General features: G+C 67.4%; 14 protein-coding genes. 9 read left to right on the forward strand and 5 right to left on the reverse strand.

The window, feature by feature from the left end:
- Positions 1–72: 72 nt before the first annotated feature.
- Positions 73–327 (forward strand): hypothetical protein, encoded by a 255-nt coding sequence (locus QZ670_RS04990; RefSeq protein WP_294252679.1) that lies wholly within the window; start codon positions 73–75, stop codon positions 325–327.
- 80 nt (positions 328–407) lie between these two features.
- Here the strand turns inward: QZ670_RS04990 and QZ670_RS04995 are convergent, their stop codons facing one another.
- Positions 408–3,335, reverse strand: a complete 2,928-nt coding sequence (locus QZ670_RS04995) for a TonB-dependent receptor (protein ID WP_294252680.1) — start codon at positions 3,333–3,335, stop codon at positions 408–410.
- Between the two features lie 306 nt (positions 3,336–3,641).
- Between QZ670_RS04995 and paoA the strand changes: the two genes are divergently transcribed.
- The 7 genes from paoA (at position 3,642) to QZ670_RS05030 (ending at position 12,997) form a co-directional block, all read left to right on the forward strand.
- A complete protein-coding gene (gene paoA, locus QZ670_RS05000) occupies positions 3,642–4,286 on the forward strand; it encodes an aldehyde dehydrogenase iron-sulfur subunit PaoA (RefSeq protein ID WP_294252681.1) in 645 nt (214 codons plus the stop codon).
- Positions 4,283–5,233, forward strand: a complete 951-nt coding sequence (locus tag QZ670_RS05005) for a xanthine dehydrogenase family protein subunit M (RefSeq protein ID WP_294252682.1) — start codon at positions 4,283–4,285, stop codon at positions 5,231–5,233. Before paoA ends, QZ670_RS05005 begins: the two co-directional genes overlap by 4 nt.
- 3 nt (positions 5,234–5,236) lie before the next feature.
- Complete coding sequence (paoC, locus tag QZ670_RS05010) at positions 5,237–7,444, forward strand: aldehyde oxidoreductase molybdenum-binding subunit PaoC (RefSeq protein WP_294252683.1); 2,208 nt, start codon at positions 5,237–5,239, stop codon at positions 7,442–7,444.
- Positions 7,445–7,654: 210 nt separating this feature from the next.
- Positions 7,655–8,995 (forward strand): chloride channel protein, encoded by a 1,341-nt coding sequence (locus tag QZ670_RS05015; RefSeq protein WP_294252684.1) that lies wholly within the window; start codon positions 7,655–7,657, stop codon positions 8,993–8,995.
- A gap of 47 nt (positions 8,996–9,042) precedes the next feature.
- The gene (gene otsB, locus QZ670_RS05020) at positions 9,043–9,801 is read left to right on the forward strand and encodes a trehalose-phosphatase (RefSeq protein ID WP_294252685.1); all 759 of its coding nucleotides are present in this window, start codon (positions 9,043–9,045) and stop codon (positions 9,799–9,801) included.
- Entirely contained in the window at positions 9,798–11,591 is a 1,794-nt protein-coding gene (locus QZ670_RS05025) for a glycoside hydrolase family 15 protein (protein ID WP_294252686.1), read from the forward strand. Before otsB ends, QZ670_RS05025 begins: the two co-directional genes overlap by 4 nt.
- Positions 11,588–12,997: a trehalose-6-phosphate synthase gene (locus tag QZ670_RS05030; RefSeq protein ID WP_294252687.1), complete on the forward strand. Its 1,410-nt coding sequence runs from the start codon at positions 11,588–11,590 to the stop codon at positions 12,995–12,997. Before QZ670_RS05025 ends, QZ670_RS05030 begins: the two co-directional genes overlap by 4 nt.
- On the opposite strand, the gene QZ670_RS05035 is transcribed toward QZ670_RS05030, so the two are convergent.
- Positions 12,948–14,042: a mechanosensitive ion channel domain-containing protein gene (locus QZ670_RS05035; RefSeq protein WP_294252688.1), complete on the reverse strand. Its 1,095-nt coding sequence runs from the start codon at positions 14,040–14,042 to the stop codon at positions 12,948–12,950. The genes QZ670_RS05030 and QZ670_RS05035 overlap by 50 nt on opposite strands.
- Before the next feature lie 150 nt (positions 14,043–14,192).
- Here QZ670_RS05035 and QZ670_RS05040 point away from each other — a divergent pair, with 150 nt between their 5' ends.
- On the forward strand, positions 14,193–14,420 hold the full coding sequence (locus QZ670_RS05040) for a hypothetical protein (protein WP_294252689.1): 228 nt from the start codon (positions 14,193–14,195) through the stop codon (positions 14,418–14,420).
- 101 nt (positions 14,421–14,521) lie between these two features.
- Here the strand turns inward: QZ670_RS05040 and cydX are convergent, their stop codons facing one another.
- From cydX to QZ670_RS05055, 3 genes are read right to left on the reverse strand one after another with little or no spacing between them, the layout of a single operon-like run.
- A complete protein-coding gene (gene cydX / locus QZ670_RS05045; protein ID WP_264607953.1) occupies positions 14,522–14,638 on the reverse strand; it encodes a cytochrome bd-I oxidase subunit CydX in 117 nt (38 codons plus the stop codon).
- A gap of 12 nt (positions 14,639–14,650) precedes the next feature.
- Complete coding sequence (cydB, locus tag QZ670_RS05050) at positions 14,651–15,796, reverse strand: cytochrome d ubiquinol oxidase subunit II (protein WP_294252690.1); 1,146 nt, start codon at positions 15,794–15,796, stop codon at positions 14,651–14,653.
- A gap of 21 nt (positions 15,797–15,817) precedes the next feature.
- Complete coding sequence (locus tag QZ670_RS05055) at positions 15,818–17,407, reverse strand: cytochrome ubiquinol oxidase subunit I (protein WP_294252691.1); 1,590 nt, start codon at positions 17,405–17,407, stop codon at positions 15,818–15,820.
- Between the last annotated feature and the right edge of the window lie 104 nt (positions 17,408–17,511).

The following is a 17,511-nucleotide window of genomic DNA, read 5'->3' on the forward strand; positions in this document are numbered from 1 at the left end:
CGTGGGAGGCGCGTCGCTTGGGAATGTCCCGTATCCTTGCCGCCCGGGCCGGGCGCGCGTAGGCGCGGGGGCATGCAACTCGACGACCAGCTAGTCCGCTATTTCGGCACCGCCGACCTCGGCGCCCTCACCCCGCCCGCGCTCGCCTCCGGCATCGAGCGGATGAAGGTCGATCTCGGCCTCGAGACCGATCGCCCGCGCCGCTTCGCACTGTGGGCGCTGCTGTTCATGCTTGGCAACGCGCCCGATCTCGACGTGACCTTCGAGGACGAGGCGGATCGCGAGGCCGCGCGCAACTTCATGGACCTGTCCGACCACCAGGACTGACCGGACTCCAGCACAAAAGCGGCGGACCTTTCGGCCCGCCGCTCCAGGTGTTGGGAGACATTTATGTTTTTAGGAACGCATCAGAAGGTGAGGCGCGCACCCAGCGTGTAGGACCGGCCGATCGGATCGTAGATCGTCGGGAAGGTGTTGCCGCTGTTGTACGACGTACCGCCGACGCCCGAACCCACCAGCGGCGGATCCTTGTCGAGCAGGTTGTTCACCGTCAGGTTGAAGCTGAGGTTCTTGGTCGGGCGCACGCCGAACGACAGGTCGAAATAGTCGTACGCCTTGATGCTGCGGAACGCCGGCAGGATGTTGGCGACCGAGTCCTCCAGCTTCACGCTGCTGATGTGGGTCCACAGCAGCGAGACGTCGAAGCCCGGGCGATCATAGGTCAGGCGACCATTCCAGCGGGTCTTCGCACGCGGATTGGTGCAGCCGCCGGGGCTGTAGCGGCCGGTGCAGTCGCGGTTGATCGAGTTCGGGTTCGCCTGGAAGCGATAATAATCGAGCCAGGTGCCGTTGAAGCCGATCGTGATCGCGCCGCTGTCCTTGATGCCGATATCGTCGAGCAGCACGCGCTGGTTGACGCCCAGGTCGATGCCCGCAGTCTTGATCAGACCGAGGTTCGAGTAGCTGAGGATCACGCCCGGCGTCTCGCCTGCGCCGTTCAGCGTGCCGGTCAGCGGGTTACGGCCGATCAGCGCGCAGAAGGCATTGTTCGAGAAGCTGGGGTTCAGCGTCGCCGAATAGCAGCCGTTCAGGATGTCGGCCTGTGCCGGCTGGGTGATCGCGTTCGACACCTTGATCCGGAAATAGTCGACGGTCGCCGAGAAGCCCTTGAGGAACGTCGGCGTGAACACGCCGCCCAGCGTGAGGGTCTTGGCCTTCTCGACGTCCAGGTCGCGATTGCCCGCGGTGGTGTTGTTGATCTGGCCCGAGCTCGGCTGCGGGATCGAGCCGATCGTGCCGGCCGGCGCCCCGGTGGCGACGCACAGCGCGGCGAGGTTGGCGGCGACCGAGGCACCCGCGCACGGATCGACCGTCAGGTTGCCCAGGCCTTGCACCGGCGACTGGAACAGCTCCTGGATGTTCGGCGAGCGGACGGCGACCTGGTAGGTGCCGCGGAACTTGAAGCCCTGGATCGGCTCCCAGGTGCCGCCCGCCTTCCAGGTCGTGCTGCCGCCGGTGGTCGTATAGTCCGAATAGCGGATGCCCGCTTCCGCCGTCAGCTTGTAGAGGAACGGCTGGTTCTCGATCAGCGGGGCGATGAGCTCGCCGAACACTTCCTTGACGCTGTAGTTGCCCACGTCCGGGGGCGTGCGCGCGCCGGTGCCGAGCACCTCGCCCTGGATCTGCGACGGGCCGTCGGGCTGGCTGGCGGCGCTGATCTTGCGATATTCGGCACCCGCCGCGAACGCGATCTTGCTGGCGGCGAGCGGCGAAGTGAACAGGTCGCCCGAAATGCTGCCGGTCACGACGGTCTGGCGCACCTTGCGGTTGATGATCGCATCGAGATTGATGAACGCCGCCTGTGCCGAGGTGATCGAGCCGTTCGGCCCGAACAGGTTGAGCGGCACGCAGCCATTGGTGGTATCGGCGCAGCGGATGGTGCCGCTGGCGTCGCGATAGGCGCGCAGGGCCTGCTGGACCTTGCTGAACGAGCCCCAGCGCTGGCGCGTCTGGTTCTGCGTCGTCTCGCCATACTGCGCCGAAACGTCGTACTTCAGCCCCGTGGTGATGTCGCCGCGGAAGCCGCCCTGCACCTGGAACATCTGCGATTCGAACATGTTGCCGCGCGGACCGAACTCGGTGAAGCGGCGCTGCGCCACCACCGCGATCTCGCGGTAGCCGGGCGTGCCCGGGCCGCCCTGCACCGCCGCCGCCGTCGCGCAATCCGCCGCCGAGATCCTGCTCGCGGTGCACAGCTGGTTGCGGATGCCGCTCGGCAGATAGGGGTTGTTGAGGCCGAGCTGGTAGGTGTTGTTGAACGTGCCCGACGATGCGAGCTGGGTCGCGATCTGGTTGCGGGTAAACATCGCCGAGCCGTAGAACTCTACGCCATCGGTGATCTGGTAATGGCCGGCCGAATAGACGTTGATCCGGTCGAGCGGCGTCTGGAAATAGGTGCCGATATTGGTGTTGTAGGTGTCGTTGGCGGTCGCCGATTGGAGCAGCCCGGTCGTCGGGTTGACCACCGCGCCGAAGCTGCTGGCGGGCAGGCCGAGCGCCGCGTTGCTCGGCGCGCCGAAGATCGTCACCGCAGCGGTGGTCGAACCGGCGAACAAGCCGGTCGTCGAGCTGATCGGCACGGCGCTGATCGGACGATCTAGGTGCAGCAGCGGATCGGCCTTGGTGTAGCCGATGCTGAGCACGACGTTGCCGCGGCCATCGGCGAAGTTGCCGCCGACGACGAGGTCAGCCTTGAAGCGCTGGCTGTCGCCGCGTTCGGACACGCGGTAGCTCGCCGAGGCGTCGATGCCCGAGAAATCACGCCGGGTGATGAAATTGACGACGCCGGCAACCGCGTCGGCACCATAGGTCGAGGATGCGCCGCCGGTGAACACTTCCACCCGCTGCAGCAGGGCGACGGGGATGTTGTTGGTGTCGGTCAGACCGTCGAGGCCGTAAGGCACCAGGCGGCGGCCATCGAGGAGGACCAGCGTGCGCTGCTCGCCAATGCCCCGCAGGTTCAGCGTGGACGAACCGTCCGAGCCGTTGTTGACGCCCGCGCCGATCGACGGCCGGATTGCCGGCAGGTTGCGCAGCAGATCATCCGCAGTGCCGGGCTGACGGAAGGTGATTTCCTGCTGGCTGATCACGTTCACCGGGCTGGCAAGCTCGAGATCGGGCCGCGAGATGCGGGTGCCGGTGACGACGATCTCGCTGGACGGTTCGGCCTGGCTCTCGGATTCGGGCACGCTTTGTTGCTGCGCATAGGCCGGTGCCGCGATGCTCGCGACCAGCATTGTCGACGCGAGCAGACAGGATCGGAAGGTGGACGTCATTAAAAGCCCCTTGTCTGAAATTTTCTCCGCAGCTGGCGCAACTTTCGTGCGCCTTCGCATTGCGGCATGTCTGCACGTACTGTCGTTAATGGCAACGCCCCAGACACGGACAGAAACAAAATGTCACTGAACTGTTGCACATTTGCAATGGCATCTCGGGCCTGCCGTGTCCGCGAGGGCATTTGCCGCGGCTACGGAAAGCCGGTAGACGCGTCGAACAGTTGCACCCTGCCCGCCTCGCCGCCGGAACTAGCCCGGCAATCAGGCGCTACGGGCACGGGGAAGTGCAGACAGGGGATGCCCAAGATGGAAAGTCCAAGCGATATCGGCGTATCGCGACGCGGGTTGCTGACGAGCGGCGCAGCCTGCGCTGCGGTGACGGCCTTGCCCGCGAGCGCCAGCAACAAGGAGCCGGTAGCGCCGATGGAGACGCCCCCCACCCTGCCCGTCCAGCTCAAGGTCAACGGCAAGCCGGCCGCGCTGACCGTCGACACGCGCACCACGCTGCTCGACGCGCTGCGCGAGCATCTACACCTCACCGGCACCAAGAAGGGCTGCGACCACGGCCAATGCGGCGCCTGCACGGTGATGGTGAACGGCCGCCGCATCAATTCCTGCCTCAGCCTGGCGGTGATGCACGACGGCGACAGCGTGACCACCATCGAAGGCCTGGGCACGCCCGAGGATCTGCACCCGATGCAGGCCGCCTTCGTGAAGCATGACGGCTATCAGTGCGGCTATTGCACGCCCGGCCAGATCTGCTCGGCCGTGGCGGTGCTCGACGAAATCAAGGCCGGCATCCCCAGCCATGTCGCCGCCGACGTCGCCGCCAGTCCCGCCTTTTCCGAGATGGAGATCCGCGAGCGGATGAGCGGCAATATCTGCCGCTGCGGCGCCTATTCCAACATCGTCGAGGCGATCCGCGAGGCCGCGGGGCGGAGGCAGGCATGAAGGCTTTTCAGTACACCCGCGCGAGCAGCCCAGCCGACGCCGCAGCGCTCGCCGCCAAGACGCCCGGCGCCAAGTTCATCGCCGGCGGCACCAATCTGCTCGACCTGATGAAGCTGGAGATCGAGACCCCGGCGCATCTGATCGACGTCAACAAGCTCGCGCTCGACCGCATCGAGGAGACTGCGGAAGGCGGGCTGCGCATCGGTGCGCTGGTGCGCAACACCGATCTGGCCGCCGACAAGCGCGTCCGCCGCGACTATGCGGTGCTGACCCGCGCGATCGTCGCGGGCGCGAGCGGCCAGCTGCGCAACAAGGCGACGACCGCGGGCAACCTGCTCCAGCGCACCCGCTGCCCCTATTTCTACGACCCCAACCAGCCCTGCAACAAGCGCAAGCCGGGCAGCGGCTGCGCGGCGATCGGCGGGTTCAGCCGCCAGCTCGCGGTGATCGGCACCAGCAAAGCGTGCATCGCCACCTACCCGGGCGACATGGCGATCGCGATGCGGCTGCTCGATGCGACGGTGGAGACGGTGAAGCCTGACGGCGCCACGCGCAAGATTGCCATCGCCGACTTCCACCGCCTGCCAGGCGACACCCCGCACCTCGACAACAATCTGCAGACCGGCGAGCTGATCACCGCGGTTACCCTGCCCAAGCCGCTGGGCGGCAAGCATTTCTACCACAAGGTGCGCGACCGTGCGTCCTATGCCTTCGCGCTCGTCTCGGTGGCGGCGGTGGTGCAGAAGGACGGCACCGGCCGCGTCGCCTTCGGCGGCATGGCGCACAAGCCGTGGCGCGTCGAAGCGGCGGAGGCCGCGCTGCCCAAAGGCGCGGCGGCCACCGCGAGAATCGCTTTCGCCGGCGCCACGCCGACGCACGACAATGCCTTCAAGCTGCCGCTGGCCGAGCGCACGCTCGCCGCGGTGCTGAGCGAAGCAAGGGGCTGAGCCATGAAGTTCGATACCCCCGCCACGACCAACCCGATCGACCGCCTCAAGGTGGTCGGCAAGGCCACCGACCGGATCGACGGTCCGCTCAAGACCACCGGCCGCGCGCCCTATGCCTATGAGCGGCACGACGTAGCGCCGGGTGCGGCATACGGCTATGTGCTCGGCTCGGCGATCGCCAAGGGCCGGATCACCGGCATGGACCTCAGCGCCGCCAAGGCAGCGCCGGGCGTGCTCGCGATCGTCACCGCCGAGAATGCCGGCAAGCTGACCAAGGGCAATTTCAACACCGCCAACCTGCTCGGCGGGCCCGAGATCGAGCATTACCACCAGGCGATCGCGCTGGTGGTGGCCGAAACCTTCGAGCAGGCGCGCGCCGCCTCGTCGCTGATCCGCGTCGACTATGCGCGCGGCAAGGGGCGGTTCGATCTCAAAGCGGAAATGGCGAGTGCCACGCTGCCCAAGGAAGGCTTTGGCGGCCCGGCGGAGAGCAAGGTCGGCAATTTCGAGGGCGCCTTCGCCAGCGCCCCCGTCCAGCTCGACGCACGCTACACCACGCCCGACCATTCGCACGCGATGATGGAGCCGCACGCTTCCACCGCCAAGTGGGAAGGCGACCAGCTGCTGCTCTGGACGTCCAACCAGATGATCAACTGGGGCAAGGGGGATGTCGCGCGGACGCTGGGCATTCCCAAGGAGAAGGTGCGGCTGATGTCGCCCTTCGTCGGCGGCGGGTTCGGCGGCAAGCTGTTCGTCCGCACCGATGCGATCCTCGCGGCGCTCGGCGCGCGCGCTGCCGGGCGACCGGTCAAGGTGTCGCTCCAGCGCCCGCTGATCGCCAACAACACAACCCACCGTCCGGCGACGATCCAGCGCATCCGCATCGGCACCACTAAGGACGGCAAGATCACCGCGATCGGCCATGAGAGCTGGTCGGGCGACTTGCCCGGCGGCGGCCCGGAGACGGCGGTGAGCCAGACCCGCCTTCTCTACGCGGGCGAGAACCGGCTGACCGCGATGCGGCTCGCGGTACTCGACCTGCCCGAGGGCAATGCGATGCGCGCGCCGGGCGAGGCGCCCGGCCTGATGGCGCTCGAAATCGCGATGGACGAGATGGCGGAGAAGCTGGGGATGGACCCGGTGGCGTTCCGCGCGCTCAACGACACCCAGGTCGATCCCGAGGCCGCCAACCGCCCCTTCTCGCAGCGCCAGCTGGTCCAGTGCATGCGGATCGGCGCCGAGAAGTTCGGCTGGGCCAAGCGCGCCAAGGCGCCCGGTGCGATCCGAGAGGGCCGCTGGCTGATCGGCATGGGCATGGCCGCCGCGTTCCGCAACAACCTCAACGGCCGCTCCGGCGCGCGGGTGCGGCTGGACGGCAAGGGCGTGGTGACGGTCGAGACCGACATGACCGACATCGGCACCGGCACCTACACCATCATCGCCCAGACCGCGGCGGAGATGATGGGCGTGCCGCTCGAGACGGTGGTGGTGCGGCTCGGCGATTCCAGCTTCCCGGCCTCGTCGGGCTCGGGCGGGCAATGGGGCGCCAACAGCTCGACGGCGGGCGTGTACGCCGCCTGCGCGATGCTGCGCGACAAGGTGACCGCGGCGCTTGGCTTCAACTCGGCCGATGTGGTGTTCGAGGACGGCAAGGTCCGTGCGGGCAATCGCAGCGTGCCGCTGGCCGATGCGGCCAAGGGCGGCGAGCTCGTCGCCGAGGACTTTATGGACTATGGCGACCTCGCCAGGAAGTACCAGCAGTCCACCTTCGGCGCGCATTTCGTCGAGGTTGCCGTCGATGCGGCGACCGCCGAGGTGCGCGTGCGGCGGATGCTCGCGGTCTGCGCGGCGGGGCGGATCCTGAACCCGAAGTCCGCGCGCAGCCAGGTGATCGGCGCGATGACGATGGGCGTCGGCTCGGCGCTGATGGAGGAGCTCGCGGTCGACAAGCGCTTCGGCTATTTCGTGAACCACGATCTCGCGAGCTACGAAGTACCGGTCCATGCCGACATCCCGCACCAGGAGGTGATCTTCCTCGACGAGACCGATCCCACGACGTCGCCGATGAAGGCGAAGGGTGTCGGCGAGCTCGGCCTGTGCGGCGTCGGCGCGGCGGTGGCGAACGCCATCCACAATGCCTGCGGGGTGCGGGTGCGCGACTATCCGGTGACGCTGGACAAGCTGCTGCCGGGGATGCCGGCGTTCGTGTGACCTAGATCCTCCCCTGTAAGGGGAGGGGGACCAAGACGCGCAGCGGCTTGGTGGAGGGGGATCGCCGCGAGGGACGCCCCTTGTGGAAGTCCCCCTCCACCACCGCCTTCGGCGGCGGTCCCCCTCCCCGTGCCGGGGAGGATCTTGGGCTGGCGCTCCCCTCCCTCCCCCGCTACAGCACCCGCGCCGGGGGGCAGGCTGAGGGAGTGCATGGACCACCACCGGACCACCCGCCGCGTCCGCGCGATCGTGCGCCGGCATGGGCCCACCGCTCAAACGTGGCGCCGCCGCGTCGCGTTTCTCGGCGGTGCGATCGTGATCGGCCTCGTCGCCTTCGCCTTTGCCGAAGCCGCCGACTGGGCCGCGCGCCGATTCACCACGCTGGAGCGGACCTGGTGGTGGCTCCCTCTCCTCCTCACCCCCGCCGGCTTCGCACTGTTTGCCTGGGCCACGCGCCGCTTCGCCCCCGACGCAGTCGGCTCGGGCATCCCGCAGGTAATGGCGGCGACGCGCGATCCCGACGACGCGATGAACGGCCTCACCTCCGCCAGGACGGTGGTGCTGAAGCTGATCCTCACCATCGGCGCGGTGCTGGTCGGCGCGTCCACCGGGCGCGAGGGGCCGACGGTGCAGGTCGCCGCCTCGATCATGGGCTATGCGCACCGGCTCGCCCGCGTGCCGATCCGCGCCTCGGTGTTCATCGCCGGCGGCGCGGCCGGCGTGGCGGCGGCGTTCAACACGCCGCTCGCCGGGGTCGCCTTCGCGATCGAGGAACTCGCCGCCGCCTATGAGCAGCGCATGGCGGTGCTGGTGATGGCCGCGGTGCTGATCGCGGGCATGACCAGCCTCGGCATCGCTGGGGACTATGTCTATTTCGGTGCGATGCGCAGCACGCTGCCGCTCGCCCAGGCGGTTCTTGCGGCGCCCGTCGCGGGCGTGGTGGGTGGTCTCGCCGGGGGCCTGTTCTCGCGCCTGATGCTTGCCGCAGGTGGATCGGACTGGCGGCCGCTGGTCGCCGTCCGCCGCCACAAGCTGCTTTTCGCCGCCGTTTGCGGGCTTGTCGTCGCGGTACTGGGCGTGACGACGGGGCTGACTTGGGGCACCGGCTATGACGCCGCCCGCGCCGCGATCACCGGCAGCGAGATCGCCTGGTGGTACGCTCCCGCCAAGTTCGCGACGACGCTCGCCACCGCGATTGCCAGCATTCCCGGCGGCATCTTCGCGCCGTCGCTCTCCGTCGGTGCGGGTGTCGGCGACCTCGTCCGCCCGATCTTCCCCACTGCGCCGGGCGGGACGATCGTGCTGCTCGGCATGGTCGCCTATTTCACCGGGGTGGTGCGCGCGCCGCTGACCGCGGTGATCATCATCGCCGAGACCACCGCCAGCCGCGGCCTGATGCTGCCGCTGCTCGCCGCCGCGCTGATCGCCGACTTCACCGCGCAGATCATCTCGAAGGAACGGCTCTATCACGGCCTGTCGCTGCGCTTCGGTACCACGCAGGTGCAGCATGAATCCGACGAGGCGGGGAACGGATCGGGCCCGCGCGCGTAACGATCCTGTGGCGGGCGCCCCTTCCTGGCGCCCCGATGAGGAGTTGCATGCCCGACCGGGACCCCGTTCTGCTGATGCCGCCCCCGGCGGATCTGCTCGATACTGCCAGCCTGTTCCTCGATTTCGACGGGACCCTGGTCGAACTCGCCGACCGGCCCGATGGCGTGGTGGTCGCGCCGGTGCTGGTCGACCTGATCCGTGCGCTGGAGGAAAAGCTCGACGGTCGCCTGGCGCTGGTCAGCGGCCGTCCCGCGGGCGACCTGACAGCGCTGTTCGGCGACCATGCCCCCTCCTTGGTGGGCAGCCACGGCATGGAATTCCACTGGTCTGACGGCCGCCGCGAACAGGCGGAGCGCCCCGCCGGGCTGATCGCCGCGCTGGACGCGATGCGGACCTTCACCGAGAGCAACGACGGCGCAATCCTCGAAGACAAGCCGCTGGGCGCCGCCGTCCACTACCGCCTGAACCCCGCGCTTGAAGCCGAGGCCATGGCGCTGGGCGAACGGCTTGCCGCCGAGCACGGCCTCTATCTCCAGCACGGCAAGATGATGGTCGAGGTCCGCACCGCGGGCGGCGACAAGGGCAGCGCGATCCGCACGCTGATGGCCGATCCCCGCTTCGCCGCGGGCCGCCCCGTATTCCTCGGCGACGACGTGACCGACGAGCCGGGCTTTTCTGCCGTGGCGCTGCTCGGCGGCGCGGGCGTGCTGGTTGGCGATCCCCGCCCCACCGATGCGCGCTACCGCCTCGACGACGTGTCGGGCGTGCTCGCCTGGCTGGCCGCTGCAACCGGAGTCCATGCATGACCACGCTCGACCTCTGGCCGATCGGCAATTGCCAGGTCAGCGCGCTGATCGACCGCGCCGGCCGCTTCGTCTGGGGCTGCGTGCCCCGCGTCGACGGCGATCCGCTCTTCTCCGCCCTTGTCGGCGGTGAGGACCCCGACGCCGGCTATTGGGACATCGCGCTGGAAGGCGTGGTCTCGGTCGAGCAGCGCTATCTGCGCAACACCCCGATCCTGGTCAGCCGCCATACCGATGCCGCCGGCAACGCGATCGAAGTCACCGACTTCTGCCCGCGCTTCTCGCGGCTCGGCCGGGTCTATCGCCCGGTCGCCTTCGCCCGCATCGTCAAGCCGGTGGCGGGCAGCCCACGCATCCGGGTGAAGCTGCGCCCCACCTGCGGCTGGGGCAAGGGCTGCAAGACGCGCATCGGCGGCTCCAATCATCTGCGCTATCTGGTCGAGCCGATGACGCTCCGCCTCACCACCACCGCGCCGGTCGGCATGGTGGAGGAAGAACGTGTCTTCCGCGTCGAGAAGCCGCTGCACTTCTTCCTCGGGCCGGACGAAAGCTTCAGCGGCGATGTCGCCGAGACGGTCGACGACATGCTGCTCAACACCATCGCGGAGTGGCAGCACTGGGTGCGCGGCCTCGCCATTCCGCTCGAATGGCAGGAGGTGGTGATCCGCTCGGCCATCACCCTCAAGCTCTGCCAGCACGAGGAGACCGGTGCGATCGTGGCAGCGCTCACTACCTCGATCCCAGAGCATGCCGGCTCGCAGCGCAACTGGGACTATCGCTACTGCTGGATTCGCGACGCCTATTATACGGTCCAGGCGCTCAACCGGCTGGGCGCGCTCGACGTTCTCGAGACCTATCTCGGATACTTGCGCAACATCGTCGACGATGCCCGCGCCGAGCCGCGCGGCGGCCATATCCAGCCGCTCTATGGCGTGCTCGGCGAACCGACCCTGGTCGAGCGCGAGGCGCCCGATCTCGCCGGCTATCGCGGCATGGGCCCGGTGCGCGTCGGCAACCAGGCCTATGAGCAGGTCCAGCACGACGCCTATGGCCAGATCGTCCTGTCCAACGTGCAGGCCTTTTTCGACCAGCGGCTGTATCGCATCGCCAGCGTCGAGGATTTTGAATCGCTGGAGCGCGTCGGCGAGCGTGCCTGGCAGTATCACGATTCCCCCGATGCGGGCCTGTGGGAGCTGCGCACGCGCCAGAGCGTCCACACCTATTCGGTGGCGATGTGCTGGGCGGCGTGCGACCGGCTCGCCAACGCCGCGCATGTGCTCAATCTCCCCGAGCGCCGCGACTTCTGGCAGCACCGCGCCGACACGATCCGCACGACGATCTTCGACAAGGCGTGGCGCGCGGAGACCGATCGCTTCTCCGCCACCTTCTCGGGCGACGATCTCGACGCCAGCCTGCTCCAGCTGCTGGAGATGCGCTTCCTGGCACCCGACGATCCCCGCTTCGTCTCGACGCTCAAGGCCGTGGAAGCGGGTCTCCGCCGCGGCTCGACGATGCTGCGCTACGATACCGAGGATGATTTCGGCCTGCCCGAAACCGCGTTCAACTTCTGTACGTTCTGGTTGATCGAAGCGCTGCACATCACCGGCCGCACCGATGAGGCGCGCGCCTTGTTCGAGGAGATGCTGGGCCGCCGCACCGCCGCCGGCCTGCTCTCCGAGGATATCGACCCCGTCACCGGGGAATTGTGGGGCAATTATCCCCAGACCTACTCGCTGGTCGGCATGATCAATTGCGCCGTCCTGCTGAGCAAGCCCTGGAGTTCGATTCGTTGAGCCGCCTTATCGTCATCTCGAACCGCGTAACCGCACCCAACGGCTCCAATTCGGGGGCGCAGGGCGGCCTCGCCGTCGCCCTCGCCGCAGCCCTGCGCGAAAATGGCGGCATCTGGTTCGGCTGGTCCGGCGAGCAGACCGACCAGTTCACCGGCCAGATCAGCATGCAGCGGAACGAGGGCGTCACCACCGCAACGGTCGACCTCGAAGAGCAGGACATCGACGAATATTATAACGGCTATGCCAACCGCACGCTGTGGCCGCTGTTTCACTACCGGATCGACCTGGCCGAATATGAGCGCGGCTTTGCCGGCGGCTATCAGCGCGTCAACGAGCGCTTCGCCGAGACTGTGCGGCCGCTGATCGAGCCCGACGACGTCGTGTGGGTGCAGGACTATCACATGTTCCCGCTCGGGCAGGAGCTGCGCCGTCGCGGCTGCCGAAACCGCATCGGCTTCTTCCTCCACATCCCCTGGCCGCCGCGCCGCCTGCTCTCCAGCCTGCCCAAGGCGCACGAGCTGATCGAGACGCTGTTCGCCTATGACGTGATCGGCTTCCACACCCAGGAATGGATGGAATCGTTCATCGACTTCGCCCGCGCCGAGATGGAAGCGGTGGTCCAGCCCGACGGCGTGCTACGCATCGGCCTGAAGAGCGTGAAGCTGGTTGCCTGCCCGATCGGCATCGACGCCAAGGAATTCGCGGCGCTGGCCGAAAGCGACTCCGCGCGCGAGACCTTCGAGCAGATGCGCACCAGCTCGGTCGGTCGCTCGCTGATCGTCGGCGTCGACCGGCTCGATTATTCCAAGGGGCTGGAGGAGCGGTTCCTCGGATACGAGCGCTTCCTCACGACGTACCCCGAGCAGCGCAAGGAAGTGTATCTGCTCCAGATCGCGCCGCCGTCGCGGGCGACGGTGGAGACCTATCAGCGCATCCGCAACACGCTGGAAGGCCTGTCGGGCAAGATCAACGGCGCGCATGCCGATCTCGACTGGGTGCCGCTGCGCTACGTCAACCAAGGCTATCCGCGCGACGTGCTGGCGGGCGTGTACCGCGCCGCCAAGATCGGCCTGGTCACGCCGTTGCGCGACGGGATGAACCTGGTGGCGAAGGAATATGTCGCCGCGCAGGATCCCAAGGATCCCGGTGTGCTGATCCTCTCCAAGTTCGCCGGCGCCGCGATCCAGATGGAGCAGGCGCTGCTGGTGAACCCCTATAGCGCCGAGGAAGTCTCCGACGCGATCTGCCAAGCGCTCAACATGTCGCTCGAGGAGCGGATCGAGCGCTGGCAAGCGCTGAAGCAGGGCGTCGACGAGCAGGACGTGATGTGGTGGCTCAAGAAGTTCACCGACGAGCTCAGGAACGTGCCGATGGAGACGGAGACGCGGCTTCCGGTCGAGGCGTGAAGTCGAGCAGCCCGCGGGTGCGGACCAGCGCCTCGGGCATCTCGGCGCGGATATAGGCGAGCAGCCCCTCGCGGATGTCGCAGCGCAGGTCGAAGGCGGTCGAGGCATCCTTGGCCGTCATCAGTCCGCGCACCTCGATCGCCTCGGGCTTGGTGTCGGTCACCTGCAGGTTGCAGAAGCGGCCGTCCCAGCGCGGATTGGCCTTGACCAGTTCCTCCAGCTTGGCGCGCAGCCGCGGGATGTCGGCGGCGGGATCGAGATACCAGAAGACGCTGCCGAGCAGCTGGCTGGTCTCGCGCGTCCAGTTCTGGAAGGGCTTTTCGAGGAACTGCGACACCGGCACCACCAGCCGCCGTTCGTCCCACAGGCGGATCACGACATAAGTCAGGCGGATATCCTCGATCCGCCCCCACTCCCCTTCCACGATCACCACGTCGTCGAGACGAATCGGCTCGGAAAAGGCCATCTGGATGCCGGCGATCAGGTTCTTGAGCGCAGGCTGGGCGGCGGCGCCCACCGCAAGGGCGGCAAGGCCGGCCGAGGCGATCAGCGTCACGCCGATGCTGCGCACGCTGGGGATGCTCATCAGCATCAGGCAGAAGGTGATCGAGAGTACCACGAACACGATCACGCGGTGGAGGATCGAGGCGCGGGTGCGCCGCCGTCGGGCGCGGAGATTATTTTCCACGGTAACGTCGGCGCGCAGCAGCACCCAGTCGAAGATCACGCCGAGCAGCGCGACGAGCAGCCAGCCGATCAGTCCCGGCACCAGCAGGCCCGCCGCCTGCGCCCAGGCGCGGGTGCCGCTCGTGCCGAGATCCAGCCCAGGCTGGATAAAGGACAGGGCGATGGCGACCAGCAGCCAGCGTGCCGGGCGGTACAGCCGCCGGATGACGATGTCGTCGAGTTGGCCCTTGCTGTGCGCCGCCGCCCGGCGACCCAGCGAAAAAGCCAGGCGATGGACCAGCAGCGCAACCGCGATCGCGATCGCGATCACCACGGTACTCGTCACCCAGCCGGGAAGGTCGGCAATCAACCGCTCCAAATCATGCTCCTGTCGTGATGGCGATGCCCGGGTAACGGGAGGCGGCGGCCCTCGGTTCCGGGCGGTGCGCCTCACGCGACAGGGCGGATCGAGCGTGCGTCCAGCGCAAGTGGCCAGTCCCGTAGCGACACACACCGTGACTTCTACGGAATGGCCGAACACGGCGATAAATACGACATTAGGCAGGCAATGAACGAAACCCAAAAAGAGATCGGGTCGATGTCCTCCCTGCACCAGGCGCCCCTCACCAATCACTTCCGCCTGCGCGCCGAGCAGGAGCGGGACCGCGCGACTCGCGCACCCAACGAGCGGCACAAGCGGCTGCATCTGGAGCTCGCGGCGATTTTCGAGCGCCGCGCCGAGGGCGGGCCGGTCTAGGGAATAAACGGAAAAGGCCGGCCGATCCTTTGTCAGGATCGCACCGGTCTTTGGGGGAAGCAGGGGCGGTCGCGGTGCGGCCGCCCCTTTTTCGTGAGTGGTCAGTCGAGGACCGTCAGGTCCGAGGCGGGGTCCGAATGGAACTCGTGCCAGATACCGTTCAACACGGCGGCGGCAACGGCCAGGCAGGTCCCCAGGATCCAGGCGAAATACCACATGGTTCGTACTCCTCAGTAGAGGTCGGGGTTGAGCCGCAGCTCTTCCCCGCTGACACGGCCGAACATCACCTTGTACACCCAGGCGGTGTAGGCCAGCACGATCGGCAGGAAGACGAGCGTGCACACCAGCATGATGAACAGCGTGAGGTGGCTCGACGAGGCGTTCCAGGCAGTGAGGCTGGAGGCCGGGTCGATCGCGCTCGGCAGGATGAACGGGAACATCGACAGGCCGACGGTGGCGATGATGCCCACATTGGCGATCGACGAACCGGCGAACACCAGCGCGCTCTTGCGCCCGCGGATCCCGACCAGCGCCAGCACCGGGCCCAGGAAGCCGAGCACCGGAGCGATCAGCATCCACGGATACTTGGCGTAGTTGTCGAGCCACGCGCCCGGCGCCTTCACCGTCTGGATCAGGTGCGGGTTGGACGGGCCGTTGGGATCGACCGCGCCGACCAGGCGGTAGCCCATGTCCCCGTACGCCACGAACATGCCGCCCACGGCGAACAGCACGATCGCGAGGATCGCCGCGACGGTGCCGAAGCGCTGGGCGCGCTCCACCACCACGCCTTCGGCCTTGAGGCTCAGCCAGCCGGCGCCGTGCAGCACCAGCATGGCGACGGAGAGCAGGCCCGCAACGAGGCTGAACGGGGTGAACAGGCCGAGCAGCGTGCCTTCGTAGAAGGAGCGCAGGTCGCTATCGAGCCGGAAGGGTGCGCCGAGCAGCACGTTGCCCACCGCGACGCCGAAGACGAGGGCGGGCACGAAGCCGCCGACGAACAGCGCCCAGTCCCAGCGCGAACGCCAGGCGGCGTCGGGCCGCTTGGAGCGATATTTGAAGCCGACCGGACGCAGGATCAGCGCCGACAGCACCAGGAACATTGCGAGGTAGAAGCCCGAGAAGCTGACCGCATAGACGAACGGCCAGGCGGCGAAGATGGCGCCGCCGCCCAGGATGAACCACACCTGGTTGCCTTCCCAGGTCGGGCCGACGGTGTTGATCACCATGCGGCGCTCTTCATCGGTGCGGCCCACGAACGGCAGCAAGGCTGCCGTCCCCAGGTCGAAGCCGTCGGTCAGCGCGAAGCCGATCAGCAGCACCCCCAGCAGCGCCCACCAGATGAGGCGCAGGATTTCATAATCGAGCGGGATGGACATGTTCTTTCTCCTTGCTCGCGCTCATTCCGCAGGAACGGCGTGGAGCGGCCGCGGCTCGGGCGTGGTCGGCACCGGATCGTGGCGGGGTTGCCAGGGCTCGTAGGTCTCGGGCCCGTGCTTGATCGCCGCCAGCATAAGGCGGAACTCGATCACCGCCATCACGCCGTAGAGCGCGGTGAAGCCGATGATCGTGGTCCACAAGGCGGGCACGGTCAGGCTGGAGGTGGCGAGGAAGGTCGGCAGCACGCCGTCCACCGCCCAGGGCTGGCGGCCCACTTCGGCGACGACCCAGCCGAACTCGATCGCGAGCCAGGGCAACGGGATCGCCCACATCGCCGTGCGCAGGAACCACTTGCGGTGGAAGCGGCGCGTATTGGCGTAGTAGAGGGCGGCGGCGAAGAAGGCGATGAAGAAGAAGCCGAGGCCTGCCATGCCGCGGAACAGCCAGAACACGGCCGGCACGTTGGGAACGGTCGACCAGGCGGCCCGATCCTTCTGCGCTTCGGTGGCCTGGCGCGGATCGGCGACCCAGCGCTTGAGCAGCAGGGCATAGCCCAGGTCGCCCTTGGCGGCTTCGAACTTCGCGCGTGCGGCGACGTTCTGGCGATCGGTCTTCAGCGTCTGCAGCGCATCATAGGCGGTGAGGCCGTTCTCGATGCGCAGCCGGGCCTTGCCGACCAGCGGGTAGATGCCTTCCACCTGGCCGGTAAGGCTACGCGTACCGATCAGGCCCAGCACATAGGGCACCTTGACCTGGAAATAGGTTTCGCGGCCCGAGTTGGAGGGGAAACCGAACACGGTGATGCCGGCCGGTGCCGCTTCGGTGTGCCATTCGGCCTCGATCGCGGCGAGCTTCATCTTCTGGTTGTCGGTCAGGGCATAGCCGCTCTCGTCACCGAGCACGACCACCGACAGCGAGGCCGCCAGGCCGAACGCCGCCGCCACCGCGAAGCTGCGCTTGGCGAGCTCCAGGTGCCGCCCGCGCAGCAGATAATAGGCCGAGATGCCGAGCACGAACACGCTGGCACAGACATAGCCGGCGCTGACGGTGTGGACGAACTTCGCTTGCGCGACGGGATTGAAGATCACCGCCATGAAGTCGACGACTTCCATGCGCATCGTGTCGGCGTTGAACACCGCACCCGCCGGGTGCTGCATCCAGCCATTAGCGACCAGGATCCACAGCGCCGACAAATTGGTGCCGAGCGCGGTGAGGAAGGTGACCATCAAATGCTGGCGCTTCGACAGGCGATCCCAGCCGAAGAACATCAGGCCGACAAAGGTGGCTTCGAGGAAGAAGGCCATCAAACCCTCGATCGCCAGCGGTGCCCCGAAGATGTCCCCCACATAATGGGAGTAATAGGACCAGTTGGTCCCGAACTCGAATTCCATCGTCAGCCCGGTGGCGACACCGAGGACGAAGTTGATGCCAAATAGCTTGGCCCAGAAACGGGTGATGTCCCTCCAGATCGGGCGATCGGTGACGACATAGACGCTTTCCATGATCACGAGGATGAAGGAAAGGCCCAGCGTCAACGGCACGAACAGGAAGTGGTACATCGCTGTCAGCGCGAATTGCAGGCGCGACAGTTCAACGACTGCCATATCCATAGGTTTGTCCTCAGCAAAGAGCCGGTGATCCGCGGCCTAGGCTTCGGCACGGGCGCCGCCTATGCGGAACATCCCCTATTCCTGTCACAGCCGGAATGCGGCTT

Origin of the sequence: uncultured Sphingomonas sp., assembly GCF_913774285.1 — a bacterium.
Lineage (GTDB): Bacteria > Pseudomonadota > Alphaproteobacteria > Sphingomonadales > Sphingomonadaceae > Sphingomonas.